This is a genomic window from Streptomyces sp. NPDC046303 (genome assembly GCF_055588085.1).
This window is the reverse complement of record NZ_JBVJFA010000003.1, coordinates 204,205-221,771: the sequence shown is the minus strand read 5'-3', so window position 1 is coordinate 221,771 and position 17,567 is coordinate 204,205. Positions and strand designations below refer to the sequence as shown.

The 17,567-nt window shown below is 70.7% G+C and carries 12 protein-coding genes; 8 read left to right on the top strand and 4 right to left on the bottom strand.

Translation table 11 applies throughout. From position 1 onward, the window contains the following. Positions 1-10: 10 nt before the first annotated feature. A complete protein-coding gene (locus ACZ6I1_RS04460) occupies positions 11-631 on the bottom strand; it encodes a TetR/AcrR family transcriptional regulator (protein ID WP_469282980.1) in 621 nt (206 codons plus the stop codon). A 228-nt stretch (positions 632-859) separates the two neighbouring features. Here ACZ6I1_RS04460 and ACZ6I1_RS04455 point away from each other — a divergent pair, with 228 nt between their 5' ends. The 7 genes from ACZ6I1_RS04455 (at position 860) to ACZ6I1_RS04425 (ending at position 11,279) form a co-directional block, all read left to right on the top strand. Further along, positions 860-1,858: a tetratricopeptide repeat protein gene (locus ACZ6I1_RS04455; RefSeq protein ID WP_469282978.1), complete on the top strand. Its 999-nt coding sequence runs from the start codon at positions 860-862 to the stop codon at positions 1,856-1,858. A gap of 575 nt (positions 1,859-2,433) precedes the next feature. Next, positions 2,434-3,081, top strand: a complete 648-nt coding sequence (locus ACZ6I1_RS04450) for a DUF6230 family protein (RefSeq protein ID WP_469282976.1) — start codon at positions 2,434-2,436, stop codon at positions 3,079-3,081. 106 nt (positions 3,082-3,187) lie between these two features. After that, positions 3,188-3,739 (top strand): DUF6114 domain-containing protein, encoded by a 552-nt coding sequence (locus tag ACZ6I1_RS04445; RefSeq protein ID WP_469282974.1) that lies wholly within the window; start codon positions 3,188-3,190, stop codon positions 3,737-3,739. Next, positions 3,729-4,979, top strand: coding sequence for a hypothetical protein (locus tag ACZ6I1_RS04440; RefSeq protein ID WP_469282973.1), 1,251 nt, complete (start codon positions 3,729-3,731; stop codon positions 4,977-4,979). The genes ACZ6I1_RS04445 and ACZ6I1_RS04440 overlap by 11 nt, the downstream gene beginning before the upstream one ends. Positions 4,980-5,212: 233 nt before the next feature. Beyond that, positions 5,213-6,109 carry an FG-GAP repeat domain-containing protein gene (locus tag ACZ6I1_RS04435; protein ID WP_469282972.1) on the top strand — a complete coding sequence of 299 codons (897 nt, stop codon included), beginning with the start codon at positions 5,213-5,215 and terminating at the stop codon, positions 6,107-6,109. A gap of 3,539 nt (positions 6,110-9,648) precedes the next feature. After that, positions 9,649-10,611, top strand: coding sequence for a polymorphic toxin-type HINT domain-containing protein (locus tag ACZ6I1_RS04430; RefSeq protein WP_469283229.1), 963 nt, complete (start codon positions 9,649-9,651; stop codon positions 10,609-10,611). 11 nt (positions 10,612-10,622) lie between these two features. Next, positions 10,623-11,279, top strand: a complete 657-nt coding sequence (locus tag ACZ6I1_RS04425; RefSeq protein WP_469282971.1) for a hypothetical protein — start codon at positions 10,623-10,625, stop codon at positions 11,277-11,279. Positions 11,280-11,380: 101 nt separating this feature from the next. On the opposite strand, the gene pyk is transcribed toward ACZ6I1_RS04425, so the two are convergent. From pyk to pta, 3 genes are all read right to left on the bottom strand, one after another. Further along, entirely contained in the window at positions 11,381-12,811 is a 1,431-nt protein-coding gene (gene pyk, locus ACZ6I1_RS04420; protein ID WP_469282969.1) for a pyruvate kinase, read from the bottom strand. Between the two features lie 62 nt (positions 12,812-12,873). Continuing rightward, positions 12,874-14,088 (bottom strand): acetate kinase, encoded by a 1,215-nt coding sequence (locus tag ACZ6I1_RS04415; protein WP_469282967.1) that lies wholly within the window; start codon positions 14,086-14,088, stop codon positions 12,874-12,876. A 35-nt stretch (positions 14,089-14,123) separates the two neighbouring features. Further along, complete coding sequence (pta, locus tag ACZ6I1_RS04410) at positions 14,124-16,232, bottom strand: phosphate acetyltransferase (RefSeq protein WP_469282965.1); 2,109 nt, start codon at positions 16,230-16,232, stop codon at positions 14,124-14,126. A 224-nt stretch (positions 16,233-16,456) separates the two neighbouring features. Between pta and ACZ6I1_RS04405 the strand changes: the two genes are divergently transcribed. Next, on the top strand, positions 16,457-17,482 hold the full coding sequence (locus tag ACZ6I1_RS04405; RefSeq protein WP_469282963.1) for an ATP-dependent 6-phosphofructokinase: 1,026 nt from the start codon (positions 16,457-16,459) through the stop codon (positions 17,480-17,482). Positions 17,483-17,567 lie beyond the last annotated feature (85 nt).

Here is a 17,567-nt window from a genome sequence, read left to right as displayed (position 1 = left end):
CCTCATACCCTCACACCGGGGCGGAGCCGCGCAGGCCGTGCATCAGCAGCGCGGTGAAGGTGGCCACCCAGAGCTCGTCCACCGGCTCGGAGCTCACCAGCGCGCGGTGCACCACGGTGCCCGCGATCACGTCGAAGATCAGGTCGGTGGTGCGGCCGGCGAGGGCCTCGTCCTCCTCGTACGGGAGCTCCCCGCGGGCCTGCGCCCGCTCGCGACCGAGTACGACGAGACGTTTCTGCCGGTCGACGATGGCCGACCGGATCCGGTCACGCAGGGCCTCGTCCCGGGTGGACTCGGCCACCACCGCCATCAGGGCCGTACGGGCCTCCGGGCGCCGCAGCAGCTCCGCGAAGCGCAGGACCACGTACTCGATGTCGGCTTCGAGGGAGCCGCGGTCGGGCAGTTCGAGGGAGTCGAAGAGCTCCGCGACCGCGTCCACGACCAGCTCGTTCTTGCCCGCCCAGCGCCGGTAGAGGGTGGTCTTGGCGACGCCCGCCCGGACCGACACGTCGCTCATCGTCAGCTTCGACCAGCCCAGCTCCACCAGTGCGTCCCGGGTCGCGGCGAGGATCGCGGCGTCCGCGGCGGCGCTGCGGGGGCGGCCGGTGCGGCCGGGGCTGGGGTTGCGCATGGCCGAGACCATACCCGTCAGTAGCCGGACGGGCGGCTGTGGTTCAGATCACGGGCGCGGCGGCGCCGGAAAGGAGTTACGCTACGGCTCGTAGCGTAAGAGCGACAACCACGCGAAGAGCTACTGGCGCCAGGTGGGGACCTGGCACCGACCCGCACCACGATCGCGGATCAGGTCAATTCCAGCGATCTTTTTCGTCGGCGCGCGCACTCGGGGGAGGATGTACGCATGCAGCCCAGAAACATGTCCATGAGCGGCGTCGTCGACCTCGCCGCGGTGAAGGCGGCCGGTGAGGCCAAGGCCAAGGCCGAGCAGGCCCGCGCCGAAGCCGCACGGCAGGCGGCGCAGGGCGGCGGGGCAGGCCCGGCCGCCGGCGCGGTGCCGCCCTCCGCCCTCGTCATCGACGTCGACGAGGCCGGTTTTGAACGCGACGTACTCCAGCTCTCCGCCGAGGTCCCGGTCGTCCTGGACTTCTGGGCCGAGTGGTGCGAGCCGTGCAAGCAGCTCAGCCCGCTCCTGGAGCGCCTGACCGTCGAGGCCAACGGCCGCCTCGTGCTCGCCAAGGTCGATGTCGACGCCAACCAGATGCTGATGCAGCAGTTCCAGATCCAGGGCATCCCGGCCGTGTTCGCCGTGGTCGCCGGACAGGTGCTGCCGCTGTTCCAGGGCGTGGCCCCGGAGCAGCAGATCCGCGAGACCCTCGCCCAGCTGGTGCAGGTCGCCGAAGAGCGCTTCGGGATCATCGGCATCGAGGTGGACCCGAACGCCGAGGGCCCCGCGCCCCGGGCCGCCGCCGAGGCTCCGGCCGGCCCGCACGACGCCCTGCTGGAAGCGGCGGTCGCCGCGCTCGACGCCGGGGACCTGGGCGGTGCGGTGCAGGCGTACAAGAACGTACTGACCGACGACCCGGGCAACACCGAGGCCAAGCTGGGCCTGGCCCAGACGGAACTCCTGGTCCGCGTCCAGAACATGGACCCGCAGGCGGTGCGCACCGCGGCGGCCGAGAACCCGCGCGATCCGGCGGCGCAGATCGCCGCCGCCGACCTGGATCTGGTCGGCGGGCACGTGGAGGATGCCTTCGGGCGCCTGGTGGACACCGTGCGGGTCACGTTCGGTGAGGACAGGGACGCCGTACGGCTGCGCCTGCTGGAGCTGTTCGAGGTCATCGGCGCGGACGACCCGCGGGTCTCGGCGGCGCGCACGGCGCTGGCGCGGGTGCTCTTCTGAGCGGTCGCAGCCCCGGCGTGTTTTGTTGACACGTAGGTAAACAGCGGCCGCACTTTGCCAAAACTTGGCAATCGCGGCCGCTGTTACTCGCAGTAAGTCGAACCCCGTGAACTGTCCGGTGTGTTCGCTCTTCCCCCGATCTGTCATGGCCCTTGGTGACACCCTGTGTTGCTGCCGCGCGACAGCGGGCCCTCCTCCGGTTATCTGGCCGTTACCCGCCAGTAACGAACCCCCTTGTGCCCCGGCCGGGAATGGACCACGATCGGCGACGCTCGGTCCTTCCCGCAGCGCCGCTCATCCGGAGCCGCGGCGGAGGGTCCCCACCGAGTCGGTCGGTGCCGGTGGCGCCGGACGTGGGACAGGGGGGTCTCTGCCACACCCGGCGGGGCCTGTCCTCCAGGTTGCGCGAACGCGTGGCCCAGTGGTTGTCGCTCGGGGGTGATCGCCGGTGTATCGGACGCGGCACAGCCGCGGCCCGGGCCGCTTGCGCTCCTTCCCGAGGACGTAGCACTTCTCCCATCCCAGGAACGGGCACGGCCCGGACCGGAGATGTACGTCCGAGAAGGAGGAACGAAATGAGTTCTCAGGTTCGTGGCGGGACCAGATGGAAGCGCTTCGCGCTCGTCATGGTGCCGAGCATCGCGGCCACCGCCGCGGTCGGTGTGGGTCTGGCGCAGGGTGCCCTCGCGGCGTCGTTCAGCGTCTCCGGCCAGGACTTCAAGGTTTCGGCCGAAAAGCTCGACGGTCGGGATCTCATCCAGTACGGCGGTATGGCCGAGGGGCACAACCTCAAGGGTGAACCGGTCAAGCACCCGGTCACCATCTCCGGGTTCAGCAGCGCCGAGATCACCAACATGTGCCAGTCGCTGGTGACGCCCACGCCGCTGGGCGCCATCACCCTCCAGCTGAAGACCGGTCACAAGGGCACGCCGGCCAAGGCGACCAACATCTACCTGGATGTTGCCGAGCTCGACACCGACGCCGAGTTCACCAACCTGGACATCGGTGTCGCGGTCGGCGACGAGAGCCACAAGACCAAGCCGCAGCCCGGCACGGTCAGCAACAAGTACGCCTTCTCGCAGCGCGCGGACAGGGCGATTCTGACGGACGTGAAGCAGAAGGCGTGGGCGACCACGGCGGGCACCTTCAAGCTGCCCAACCTGAAGCTGCGCCTGCTCGGCGGCGACCAGCCGTGCTACCAGGACAAGGACGTCCGGGACTGACCGTCCTGATGTGTGACCGGGCGGGCGGGGGGCCGCAGTCGCCGCCGCCCGCCCGCCCGGGCTCCACAGATTTCTCCGTACCACCGTTTCCAGGGAGCTGTTGTCCATGAACCCCCAGGCCCCGGTTTACGTGCGCCGCGAAGACGACGCCTGGCTCACCGTCGTGTACTACCACTTCCACGCCTGGAGCGGTCGCCGTCCCTTCTGGGCCGGGTTGTTCACGCTCCTCGGTGGCTTCCCGATCGCCTACTTCCCGTATGCGGACCTCCGGCTGGGCAACGTCACTCTGGCGATGGCCACCACGGGTGGCGCCGGTGCGCTGATCATCGGTGTCCTGCTGATCACGCTGGGCCTCGCCCTGTGGTTCCAGCAGACCATCCGGGTCTTCGCCGGTGTGGCCGCGATCCTGCTGGCCCTGGTCTCGATCCCGGTCTCCAACCTCGGCGGCTTCTTCATGGGCTTCATCCTGTCCATGATCGGCGGCGCTCTCGCCCTGGCCTGGGCCCCCGGGCAGCCGGCGGACGAGGCTCCGGTGGACCTGGGCAAGACGGCGGCGATGACGGGCCCGCAGGACATCCCGGGACCGCGCGGGACGGAAACGGAATTCGCGAGCGAGACGACTGCCCACGCCGATGGCGGGAGGAACAGTGCGGGGTGACGAGACGCAGCGGGGCGTGGCCCCAGGCGCAGAGTCCCGCGAGATCAAGGGGCCGCGGCACGCGGCGCCCAGGAAATCGCTGCTGAACAAGCTCCAGATACCCGTCGGCAAGACGATGGCGCTGGCGGCCATGCCGACCGCCGTGTTCGTCGGCATGGGCATGGCGCCCAAGCTGGCCGTTGCCGACGACAAGGACATCCCCTTCGCGCCGGGTCCGTGCGTCACGCGGTCCGACGAGCCCAAGGAGTCGGCGTCCCCGACGCCTTCGAAGTCGCCTTCGCCGAGTGCGTCGCCCAGCGCGTCTCCCTCGCCGTCCGCGTCTTCGTCCGCGTCCGCCAAGCCGAAGCCGAGCGGCTCCCCGTCCCCGACGGCGAGCAAGCCGGCGAACGCGGCTCCGGCCGCCGCCTCGCCGACGCCGACGCCGACCCCGACCCCGACCCAGTCCGCGAACCCGCTGGACCCCCTCGGTGTCGGAGACGCGCTCAAGAAGCTGCTGAACCCCACCAAGGCCCCGCAGCCGACGGCGACCCCGACGCCCGCGCCGTCCACGACGACCGCTCCCAAGCCCGAGGCCCCCGCCCCGGACCCGGCGGCGGACGCCATCCGCGAGGCGGCGAAGAAGGCCGGAGCCACGGTCGAGGAGCTGCCCGACGCGGTCAAGGACACCGCGAAGAACCCGAAGGACGAGACGGGCGGGTCCGACGCGGACAAGGCCACGCCGGAGCCGACGAAGGACGCGGACGGGAAGGAACCCTTCCCCTGCCCGACCTACGACGCCGAGGCCCTCGCCAACGCCGAACTGGAGCCGGGCATCCCGCTCCTGCCGGACGAGCCCTGGTACCTCGACAGCTCCCTGCTGACCCTCTACGGCCTGGACTACGCGGGCATCGTCGAGGTCAAGACGGCCGGCGGCAAGACCAAGAAGGTCCTGAAGTTCACCGCGGACTCGCTGGACATCAAGGACCTGTACCAGACGGTCGGCAAGGAGGGGAACGTCGCCCACCTGAAGTCCCGCCCGGGCTCCACCTCCAAGATCCGCGGCGGCACGGTGACGATGTACACCGAGAGCCTCAAGGGCAACCTCTTCGGCCTGATCCCGATCGAGTTCAGCCCCAACAGCCCGCCGCCCCTGAACGTCCCCTTCGCGTTCTTCACGGACGTGAAGGTCGTCCAGGCCGGCCAGTTCGGCGGCACACTCACCGTCCCGGGCCTGAAGAACTACATCGGCCCGCCGGAGTAACACCAGGTCGCGCGTCTTCCCGACGGCCCGCCCCTCCTCGTGGGGGGCGGGCCGCCGAGCTTGCCGACCGAAGAGTAACTCACAAGATCTTCACATGAGTTCGCGTTTCGACTAGCGTCGGCATGCCGCTGTCACAGACGCGGTAGCGCGGCTGTCCACGGGGGGACTCACGAGCATGTTCGGCGTGCCCACGGCACGCCCGCGCTCGTGACTTCGTGAAGGACCGCACTTTCATGCTGCACACCATGAACCGCTCGGCGCGCCGGGCGGTGATCTGCGCGATCGGCCTGGTGCTGGCCGCCGTCGCGGTGGGGGTGTCCGGAGCAGCGCCGCCGCTCTGGACCGGACGGACCGAGAACGCGGCGGCTGCCGGAGCCCAGGCCGCGGGCCCGCTGAAGACCTACCCGCTGTTCGCGCGCCACGCCGGCACCGGCAAGCTCCGCGCGTACGAGCCGAACGGTACGGGCGGCCTGAAGTCCGCCCACGAGATGGGCGGCGGCTTCGGCGACGCGACCGCGCTCGTCCAGGCGAACATCTCGGAGGGCGGCAGGGGCAACGACCTCTACCACCGGGCCAGGGGGACGCTCTACTACACCGCCGAGCACGGCAACGACACCAAGGTGGTCGGCGGCGGCTGGGACATCTACGACCAGATCGTCTCCGTGGGGAACCTGGGCGGTTCGGCCGACGCCGACCTGGTCGCCCGGGAGCCGGACGGTGACCTGTGGCTGTACCAGGGCAAGCCCGACGGCACCCTCGCGGCACGCATCAGGGTCGGCACCGGGTGGAACGCCATGACGATCCTGGGCCGCGGCGACTACACGGGCGACGGCAAAGCGGACCTGCTCGTCCGCCAGAACGACGGAACGCTCGCCGTGTACGCCGGTACCGGCAAGGCCACGGTGGACGCCGTGGTCGGCACCCGGTACACGGCGGGCACCGGCTGGCAGGGGTACAAGACGCTCGCCTCCGCCGGCGACACCGACGGCGACGGGAAGACCGACCTGATCGCGGCCGACACCGCCGGCGCGCTGTGGCTGTTCAAGGGCACCGGCAATGCCGCCGCCCCCTTCGCCGCGCGGGTGCAGATCGGCACCTCGGGCTGGGCCGCCTTCGATGTCCTCTTCTGAGCAGAACGGCTGATACGGGTATGCGCAAGAACGCACAGCCGCCCAGACGCCGTCGCTTCGGCACCTGGACGCGCTTCCTGACCACCACGGCCATGGCCACCGCCGCGGCCGTCACTTTCACCGGCAGCGGGGTGCAGCCCCTCGACGGCGTGCGCTCGGCCGCCGCCGCGGAACCGGCCCCCTACGACCTGGACGCGGCCCAGAAGGTCCGCGAGGCCCAGTGCCTGCTCGGCAACGTGCTCCGCAAGGGCGGCACGGAGATGAAGGCCGTCGCCCGCGCGGGACTGAACGGGACCGAGCCCGAACTGCTCGCCGCCGCGGCGCGCAACTACTGGGACGGCACGCCGCTGTCGGCGGCGTACGAGAAGGACCATGCCGCCGCCTACGCCAAGTTCGGCGAGATGGACGAGCGCAACAAGGCCTGGCAGGCCGGCCTGTACCTGCACGACATCCCGCCGGGCTATTCGGTCGCGGGATTCCAGTGGCCGCCGGACAACCCGACCGTCTTCACGGGTACGGGCTACGCGGGCTGGATCGCGGACCAGTTCTGGACGGGTGAGAGCGACTTCTACACCGATCCGCACCCGGTGGCCGGCGCGGCCTCCGTCGACGCCGCCACCAAGATCGCGAAGGCTCGGTACTACCCGGAGACCCCGGCGAACTACGAGGACCGCAAGGCATGGGAATGGCACATGGCGGGGTCCACCCCCATGTACGCCGACGACGCCCGGATCTTCCTGCAGAACGGCGGCTTCCCCACCAAGGCCCCGGACCTGGGCTCGATGGAATTCCGGATCGACGTGGAGCAGCTGAAGGCGCGCTTCGCCTCCTGCGCGACGCGCAACCCGGTTGACCCGCACAAGGTCCTGACGGCCGAAGTGGCCGTCGCCGCCCAGGAGTGGCAGGCCGAGATCGCGGGCCAGAACACCCAGCGGGACATCATCCTCGGTGCCGAGCAGGCCGCTTCCAAGGACCTGCAGATCGCCGCGCAGGCCATGGCCGAGGCACTCGGCCAGTCCATGATCGCGAGCCGGCTCACCGACTGGGAGGCACACTTCCTCAAGGTTCCGGAAGGCAGCGGACGGCCCGCGGCGAGCGAGTTCACCAAGGCCCGCACGGGGATCGAGCAGGCCCAGGCCCGCGCGACCGGGCGGCTCTACGTGGCTTCGCGCGCGGCCCAGGACGCCCAGGCGCAGGCCGCCAAGGTGACGGCCGCGCAGAACGCCGCGTACGCCATCGCCGACCAGGCGGGAGCGCCCCGCGGCCGGGGCCTGCTCTACGGCCAGCAGGCCGCGCAGATCACCAAGGCGTCGGCGGCGGCCGCCCAGGCGGCGGCCAAGGCCACCGAGACCGCGCTGAACGCGACCCGCGCCTCGGCGGCCGACAGCAAGACCCTGAACTCGCTGGCCATGACGCAGGCGCACGCCTCGAAGGCCGAGTTCCGCCGCAAGGCCGCAGAAGAGGCCGCCGCGCAGGCGAAGTCCGCGGCGGAGGGCGCCGCGGCGCAGGCGGTGAAGGCCGCGGAGAACGCCACGAAGGCGAAGGCGGCGCAGGTCAAGGCGGAGAACGCCGAGAAGGAGGCCAAGACCGCGGCGGCGGACGCGAAGGCCAAGCGGGAGAAGGCCGAGGCGGAGCGGGACTACGCCAAGTCGCAGAAGGAGCTTGCCGAAGCGGAGCGGGCGAAGGCCGCGGCGGCGGAAGCCAGGGCCCAGACCCAGCGGACGGCGGCGGGGAACCAGCTGTCCGCGGCGCAGACCGCGGGCACCACCGCCGAGAACAAGATGAAGGACGCGCTCGACGCCGAGAAGAAGGCCGTGACGGCCCGGAACAAGGCGGTCGACGCGGAACAGCAGCGCGACGCCCTGGACGCCAAGGCCTACGCCAAGGAGTCCAAGGCCGCCGCGGACGAGGGCACGGACGCGGCCGAAGGGTCCCGTACCGCGGCCACCGCCGCACGCACCGCCGCCGACAACGCGGCCACGGCGGCCACGGCCGCCCGGGCCGAGGCGAACACCGCGACCGAGGCGGCGACCAACGCGAGAGCGGCCGCCACCCGTGCCCAGGGGGCGGCCCAGCGCGCCCAGGCGGCAGCGGACGCGGCCAAGAGGGACGTCGCGGTCACCGAAGCCGCGGTGGCGAAGGCGCACTCGGCGGCAGCCGATGCCATCGACGCCTCGGACGCGGCCAAGTGGAACGCGATCACCGCGAAGTCGCAGGCGGAGACGGCACGGCAGAAGGCGGACCAGGCCAAGACGGATGCCACGGTGGCCCGCAGCGAAGCGGTGGCGGCCGGAGCCGAATCCATCCGCACGGCCGGATTCGCCTTCGCCACGGCGCGGGCGGCCGTGGCCGCCAGTGAGTCGGCGATGCAGGTGGTCAAGCCGGCCAACGACGCCATCGAGCTGGGTTCCCCGTACAAGGAGACCGATTCCTCCGCGGGCCTGGCCGTGCTGACCGGCCAGGCCGCGAAGACGGCGGCCGAACAGCAGGCGGCCCTGGCCCAGGCCAAGGCGGACCAGGCGGCGAAGGCCGCGGCCGAGGCGAAGAAGCTCGCCGAGCAGGCGGACACGAACGCGAAGGCGGCGGCGGAGGCCGCGCTGCAGGCGGCCGACTGGGCTGCCAAGGCGGCCAAGTCGGCGCAGGCCGCGCAGGCCTCGGCCACCGAGGCGGCGACGGCGGCGAAGGCCGCGAAGGCCGCCGAGACCAGGACGGTCGAGTACCACCGGCAGGCCACCCAGGACGCCGCGGCCGCCCAGAGCGCGGCCACCACGGCGGGCACCTACGCGTCCGCCGCCGATTCCGCGGCCACGGACGCGGAGCGCGATGCCGCCTCGGCCCGTAAGGCGGCCACGGCGGCCGAGGCCGACGCGGCGACCGCGAACACGGTCGCGACCAAGGCCGAGACCGATGCCAAGACGGCGGAGGCGGCGGCGACCCGGGCCCAGGAAGCGGCGAAGGAGGCGCAGGACGCGGCGACCCGTGCCGAGAACCAGAAGAGCCGCGATGCCATCGCCTCGGGCGGCGTGACCGGCTTCAAGGGCGTGTTCACCCGCTCCACGATCGAACCGGTGGGGGAGCCGGTCGACCAGAACAAGTGCGTCCTGGACATCGGCTTCGACGGCTGCACGGTGAAGTTCAAGCTCACCTACAACCTGACGGTCGACTTCTACCTGTGCACGGACCCGGCGGCCCCGGAGAACGTGACCGAGGCGAACTGCCCGGCCGAGTACGTGACGTGGATCCACGTCCAGAACATGGGCCTGCAGACGTACTACAAGGACGTGTACTTCAGCCGCCTGGAGATCGCCCTGATCTTCGACAAGGTGTTCCTGAAGACGCTCTGGCACATGCTCACGGACGACTTCTTCAACTGCGCCAAGGGTGAGCTGGAAGCGTGCATGTCGGCGGGCATCGACCTGGCCATGGGCGCCGCCACCAAGCGGATGGAACTCCTGATGCAGGCGATGAACGCCTACCGCGTCGTCATGAGGACCGGCGCGAATCTGGACGAGGCCAGGGCGCTGGCCAAGCAGGCCGAGATGGACCCGGACACGATCGCCGCACTCGAGCGCGAGGCCGACCTGGCCCAGCGGCTGTTCGGCTCGTGCAAGCGGAACAGTTTCCCCGCGTCGGTACCCGTACTCATGGCGGACGGTTCGCACAAGCCGATCGGGTCGGTGCGGGTCGGTGACATGGTGATGGCAGGCGATACCGCGTCGGGGACGGCCAGGCCGGAACAGGTGACCGCCGCCTTCCGGCACGACACCAGCCGGCTGATCGACATCACCCTGGCCGACGGCAGCCGTCTGAGCACCACGGCCGGTCACCGGCTGTTCGTCGCGGGCCGCGGCTGGACCTACGCCTCGGACCTGGAAGTGAACGACCGGCTGCGGGATCCGGAGGGCCGGGAGCAGGCGATCGCAACGCTGGGCGACCGGGGGAACATCACTCCCGTGGAGGTGTTCGACCTCACCGTCGACGGCCTGCACACCTTCTACGTCCAGGCCCGGGGCACGGCGCCGGTCGACGTGCTCGTCCACAACTGCCTGGACATCGTCGGTGACGAGGGCGTTTCGGGTGCCCACACCCTGGCGGACCATGTCGGTCTGAGCCGGACGAAGATCATGGAGAAGCTGGAAAAGGGCCCGAACGTCACCGAGTGGACCGATGAGGCCACAGCGGCTTCCTCCACGCGACAGGCGTTCGACGAGTGGAGCCAGGTCCCGGGCAACAAGGACAAGCTGCTGGCGTGGCTGAAGGCACAGCAGAAGAAGACGAGCTTCGATCCGCGCAGCGACCTCTTCCCGATCCAATGGGAGCTGCGGGGCCAGGGCTCTCTGGGCAGGCAATGGCGGTACGGCCCGCCCGACGCGCAAGGCAATCCCACCCTCGTGTCGACGCCGGTCGGGAACACGGTGATCATCCAGATCAAACAGGTGAAGAAGAAAGTCGACGGAAAGCACCAGGACGGGTACGTCGTGTACACGACCTACCCGAAGTAAAGGACGCATTGGTGAAGCAGGTTCCTCGCCGGCTCGGCTCGGACATCGGGCTCAGCGGCCTGATGAAAACGTTCCACTATCCCCGGACGAACAAGATGTCCATCGCCCTCGCCCACGTGGGGTGGTTCGCGGAACGCGAGGGCGGTGCGTTCGCCCACCAGCTGCTGGACGACACCAAGCGGCTGCTGGCTTCGGACCTGTCCGGCCCGGAGCTGTCCGCGCTGTGGCAGGCGGGGACGTTCCGGGACTTCGACCTGGAGGCCTGCGGGATCGAGGGACGCCAGTGGCTCACCTGGATCGGGGAGATCGCCGAGTACCGCCTCACCTGGAACGTCGGGGACGCACCCGTGCCGCTGGATCCGCCGCCGGCCCGCGGGCTGACGGAAGCGGTGCTGGGCGAGATCGCGCCGGTGGCCGAGGACCTGGAGTCGGCCACGGCCGGTCACGGCTATGCCGCGGTGCCCGGTGTGGTTCCGGCGCTGCGGCGGGTCGTCGCCGACGTCGATCCGGACCTCGGCTTCCGGCTGCTGCTGCGCGTGCTCAAGGCCTACTTCGTTCCGGTCGGCCCCCCGCGCGTCGCGGGTTACCACGCGCTCGCGGAGGCGTTGGGTCTGGAGAGGGCGCTCGTCGAGGACGGCGATTTCAACGTCCGTCCTGATCTCGGCTGAGAGCCGCAGACGCACCGAGGGCGGCACCCCGATCCCTTCCGGGATCCGGGTGCCGCCCTCGGTCTCTGTGCGGCAGAGTTCAAGCGACGGGTGCGGCGGCGTCAGTCGCGGGCGCCGCCGCCCAGGTGGTGCACGCGGACCATGTTCGTGGTGCCGGGGACGCCGGGGGGCGAGCCGGCCGTGATGACCATGGTGTCGCCGGCGTTGTAGCGGTTCAGCTTGAGCAGCTCGCCGTCCACCAGGTCGACCATCGCGTCGGTGTTGTTCACGTGCGGGACGACGTACGAATCGACGCCCCAGCTCAGCGTGAGCTGGTTGCGGGTGTTGACGTCCGTGGTGAAGGCCAGGATCGGCTGCGTGGCGCGGTAGCGCGACAGGCGGCGGGCCGTGTCACCGGACTGGGTGAAGGCGATGAGCGCCTTGCCGTCGAGGAAGTCCGCGATCTCGCAGGCCGCGCGGGCGACGGAGCCGCCCTGGGTACGGGGCTTCTTGCCCGGGACCAGCGGCTGGAGGCCCTTGGAGAGGAGCTCCTCCTCGGCCGCCGTGACGATCTTCGACATCGTCTTGACGGTCTCGATCGGGTAGGCGCCGACCGAGGACTCGGCCGACAGCATGACCGCGTCCGCGCCGTCGAGGATCGCGTTGGCGACGTCGGAGGCCTCCGCGCGCGTCGGGCGGGAGTTGGTGATCATCGACTCCATCATCTGGGTCGCGACGATCACCGGCTTGGCGTTGCGGCGGCACATCTCGATGAGCCGCTTCTGGACCATCGGGACCTTCTCGAGCGGGTACTCGACGGCCAGGTCGCCACGGGCCACCATGACCGCGTCGAAGGCGTCGACCACGGCCGCCATGTTCTCGACGGCCTGCGGCTTCTCCACCTTGGCGATGACGGGGACCCGGCGGCCCTCCTCGTCCATGACCTTGTGGACGTCCTTGACGTCGTTGGCGTCGCGGACGAAGGACAGGGCGACCATGTCGCAGCCCATCCGCAGGGCGAAGCGGAGGTCGTCGACGTCCTTCTCCGACAGGGCGGGGACGTTGACGGCGGCACCCGGCAGGTTGATGCCCTTGTGGTCCGAGATGACACCGCCCTCGATGACGATGGTCTTGACCCGCGGGCCCTCGACCTCGGTCACCCGCAGCTCGACGTTGCCGTCGTTGATCAGGATCTGGTCGCCCTTGGCGACGTCACCCGGCAGGCCCTTGTAGGTGGTGCCGCAGATGGACTTGTCGCCCGGGACGTCCTCGGTGGTGATGGTGAACTCGTCACCGCGCACCAGCTCGACGGGACCCTCGGCGAAGGTCTCCAGACGGATCTTCGGGCCCTGGAGGTCGGCAAGGACGCCGACGGCGCGCCCGGTGTCCTCGGAGACCTTCCGGACGCGGTCGTACCGCTCCTGGTGTTCTGCCTGGGATCCGTGGCTGAAGTTGAATCGGGCCACGTTCATGCCTGCCTCGATGAGCGCTTTCAGCTGCTCATACGAGTCGACGGCGGGGCCCAGCGTGCAGACGATTTTGGAACGGCGCATGGAGCGGATCCTATCCGTTTGTTTCGTAGCGGAATATTCCGTCTGGTGGAAAGTCCAAGTGACTAGTGAGTAACCAGCGCGTACGCCTGGGTGGCGATCTCCAGTTCCTCATCCGTCGGGACCACGGCCACGGCCACCCGCGCAGAGTCCGCCGAGACCAGCCGCGGCTCCGCGGAGCGCACCGCGTTGGCCTCCGGGTCCAGCGCCAGGCCCAGCTCGGCCAGACCGTCCAGGGCAGCTTCGCGGACCTGGTGGGCGTTCTCGCCCACGCCGGCCGTGAAAGCCACCGCGTCCACCCGGCCGAGGACCGCCGAGTAGGCGCCGATGTACTTCTTCAGCCGGTGGATGTACGCCGCGAAGGCGGTGCCCGCCGCCTCGTCGCCCTCGCCCGCCCGGCGCAGTACCTCGCGCATGTCGTTGTCGCCGCACATCCCCAGCAGACCGCTCTTCTTGTTCAGGAGCGAATCGATCTCATCCACCGAGAGGCCCCCCACCCGCGCCAGGTGGAAGACGACCGCCGGATCCAGGTCGCCCGACCGGGTGCCCATGACCAGACCCTCCAGCGGGGTCAGGCCCATGGAGGTCTCCACGCACACCCCGCCCCGGACGGCCGAGGCCGAGGCCCCGTTGCCCAGGTGCAGCACGATCACGTTCACGTCCTCCACCGGCCGGCCCAGCAGCGCGGCCGTCGCCCGCGAGACGTAGGCGTGGGAGGTCCCGTGGAACCCGTACCGCCGGATGGAGTACGTGTCCGCCGTCGCCGCGTCGACCGCGTACAGCGCCGCGTACTCCGGCATCGTGGAATGGAAGGCCGTGTCGAAGACGGCGACCTGCGGGATGTCCGCGCGCAGCCCCCGCGCCACCTCGATGCCCGTCACGTTCGCCGGATTGTGCAGCGGCGCGAGGGGGATCAGGCTGCGGATCTCCGCCAGCACCGCGTCGTCGATCACGGTCGGCTGCGTGAACTTCGTGCCCCCGTGCACCACGCGGTGGCCCACGGCGGCCAGTTCGGGGGAGTCCAGGCCCAGCCCGTCGGCGGCGAGCTCCGCGGCCACGGCCTTGAGCGCCGCCTCGTGGTCGGCGATCGGGCCGAGCTGCTCCCGCCGCCCGCCCGCGGCGCCGGGACCGGTGAGCGGTTCGTGGACCAGCCTGGAGGTCTCCTCGCCTATGCGCTCCACGAGGCCCACCGCCAGACGGGACCGGTCCGCCATGTCGAGGAGCTGGTACTTGACCGACGAGGAGCCGGAGTTGAGGACGAGTACGCGCGATGGGGTCACGATGCGGGTCTTTCCTTCGGGGTGCGGTGGGGGGATTACCGGGCGGCCTGCGACTGCGACTGCGGCCGTGCCCGCGCCGGGGACTGGGCCTGGATCGCCGTGATGGCCACGGTGGTGACGATGTCCTGGACCAGCGCGCCGCGCGAGAGGTCGTTGACCGGCTTGCGCAGGCCCTGGAGCACCGGGCCGACCGCCACGGCGCCCGCCGAACGCTGCACGGCCTTGTACGTGTTGTTGCCGGTGTTGAGGTCGGGGAAGATCAGCACGCTCGCGCGGCCGGCCACCTCGGAGCCGGGCAGCTTGGTCGCGGCCACCGAGGGCTCCACGGCCGCGTCGTACTGGATCGGACCCTCGATCAACAGGTCGGGGCGCTGCTCGCGGACGATCTCCGTGGCCTTGCGGACCTTGTCCACGTCCGCCCCGCTGCCCGAGGTGCCGGTGGAGTACGAGAGCATCGCGATCCGCGGCTCGACGCCGAAGGCGGCTGCGGTGGCGGCGGACTGCACGGCGATGTCGGCGAGCTGCTCGGCGTCGGGGTCGGGGTTGACGGCGCAGTCGCCGTACACGAGGACCTGGTCGGCCAGGCACATGAAGAAGACCGAGGAGACGATGGAGGCCTCCGGCTTGGTCTTGATGATCTCGAAGGCCGGGCGGATGGTCGCGGCGGTGGAGTGCACCGACCCGGACACCATGCCGTCGGCCAGGCCCTCCTGGACCATCAGGGTGCCGAAGTAATTGACGTCGGTGACCACGTCGTTGGCCAGCTCCACGGTCATGCCCTTGTGGGCGCGGACCGTGGCGTAGTACTCGGCGAACCGTTCCCGCAGGGGAGAGGTCGCCGGGTCGATGAGCTGTGCGCCCGAGATGTCGATCCCGAGGTCGGCGGCCTTCTTCAGGATGGCCGGCTCCTCGCCCAGCAGGGTCAGGTCGCACACGCCCCGCCGCAGCACCACGTCCGCGGCGCGCAGCACGCGCTCCTCGGTGCCCTCCGGCAGCACGACGCGGCGCCGCTGGGAGCGGGCCCGCTCCAGCAGCTCGTGCTCGAACATCATCGGGGTGACGCGCTCGGAGCGAGCCACCGACAGCAGGTCGCGCAGCTCGCCGGTGTTCACGTGCCGCTCGAAGAGGCCGAGCGCGGTCTCCAGCTTGCGCGGGGTCGCGGAGTTCAGCCGGCTCTGCAGCGCGAAGAGTTCGGCCGCGGTCGGGAAGCTGTTGCCGGCCACCGACACCACGGGCGTGCCCGGCGCCAGCTTCGAGGCCAGCGTGAGGATGTCCGGGCCCGGGCGCTCGTTCAGGGTGAGCAGCACGCCGGCGATCGGCGGGGTGCCCGAGGTGTGCGCGGCCAGCGCGCCGATGACCAGGTCCGAGCGGTCCCCGGGGGTGACGACCAGACAGCCGGGGGTCAGGGCGTTCAGGAAGTTCGGCAGCATGGCGCCGCCGAACACGAAGTCCAGGGCGTCGCGGGCCAGCCCGGCCTCGTCGCCGAGGAGCACCTCGCCGCCGAGCGCCCGGGTGATCTGGGCGACGGTCGGGGCGGAGAGCGACTTGTCGTCCGGCAGGACGTAGCAGGGCACCGGGAGGCGGGCGGCCAGCCGCTCGGCTATGGCGTCCCGGTCCTCGGCGGCCACCCGGTTGACGACCATCGCCACCACGTGGCAGCCCAGGCTCTCGTACGCGCGGTAGGCGTTGCGGGCCTCGGCGCGCACGGCGTCGGCCTGGTGCTTGACGCCGCCCACGACGGGAACGACCACCGCGCCCAGCTCATTGGCGAGGCGGGCGTTGAGCGCGAGCTCGTCGGGGAGGTTGGTGTCGGCGTAGTCGGTGCCGAGGACCAGCATGACCTCGTACTCGCGGGCCACCCGGTGGTAGCGGTCGACCAGCCGTGAGACCAGCTCGTCGGTGCCCTTCTCGGCGAGGATCGCCGAGGCCTCCCGGTACTCCATGCCGTAGGCCGCGGCGGCGTCCTGGTCGATCCGGTAGCGGGCCTTGAGCAGGTCGAAGAGCCGGTCGGGGCCGTCGTGGAGCAACGGGCGGTAGACGCCGACCCGGCCCGTCTGCCGGGTCAGGAGCTCCATGATCCCCAGTTCGACGACCTGTCGGCCGTCCCCCCGCTCGATGCCGGTCACGTACACGCTGCGCGTCACGCGTGCTCTCCGTCCATGCTGTGAATGTCCCTTTACATGCGGCTTGACCTCTTGACAATACCTCTGCCGGTGGATAGGGCGCCCGCCGGGAAAAAGGCCTGGCCGGAGGGGTCGAAGGGCTCTCCGGGCGCAGGGCACGACACGCGCGGCACCCCGGGCCCGTGGAAGAATCGGACAGGCTTCCTCATGACGCCCTTCACCTGTACGGCAGGAGACACAGCACGATGCGTATCGGAGTTCTCACCGCGGGCGGCGACTGCCCGGGCCTCAACGCTGTCATCCGGTCGGTCGTACACCGTGCCCTGGTCGGGCACGGAGACGAGGTCATCGGCTTCGAGGACGGCTTCAAGGGCCTCCTCGACGGCCACTTCCGCCCGCTCGACATCAATGCCGTCAGCGGCATCCTCGCCCGCGGCGGCACGATCCTCGGCTCCGCCCGCATGGAGCGCGCCCGGCTGCACGAGGCCGCCGAGAACGCGCAGGAGCTGGCGAAGCGCTACGGCATCGACGCCCTCATCCCGATCGGCGGCGAGGGCACCCTGACCGCCGCGCGGATGCTGGCGGACGCCGGGATGCCGGTCGTCGGCGTGCCGAAGACCATCGACAACGACATCTCCTCCACCGACCGCACCTTCGGCTTCGACACCGCCGTCATGGTCGCCACCGAGGCCATCGACCGCCTGAAGACCACCGCCGAGTCGCACCAGCGCGTGATGGTCGTCGAGGTCATGGGCCGCCACGCGGGCTGGATCGCCCTGGAGTCCGGCATGGCCGGCGGTGCCCACGGCATCTGCCTGCCCGAGCGCCCCTTCGAGGTGGACGCCCTGGTCAAGATGGTGGAGGAACGGTTCTCCCGCGGGAAGAAGTTCGCCGTCGTCTGCATCGCCGAGGGCGCGCACCCGGCCGAGGGCTCCATGCCGTACGAGAAGGGCGCCATCGACCAGTACGGCCACGAGCGCTTCGCCGGCATCGGCAACCGCCTCGCGGTCGAGCTGGAGCGGCGCCTGGGCAAGGAGGCCCGCCCGGTCATCCTCGGCCACGTCCAGCGCGGCGGCACCCCCACCGCCTACGACCGCGTCCTCGCGACCCGCTTCGGCTGGCACGCCGTCGAGGCCGTGCACCGCGGCGACTTCGGCAACATGACGGCCCTGCGCGGCACCGACATCGTGATGGCCCCGCTGGCCTCGGCCGTCACCGAGCTGAAGAGGGTCCCCGAGGACCGCATGTACGAGGCCGAATCCGTCTTCTAGACGCTTCTAGACGTCCGTAACGGCCCCCGGGCCCGGGACTTCCGTCCCGTGTGCGTCCGCCGAACGGCCCCGGTCCCGTCCCACG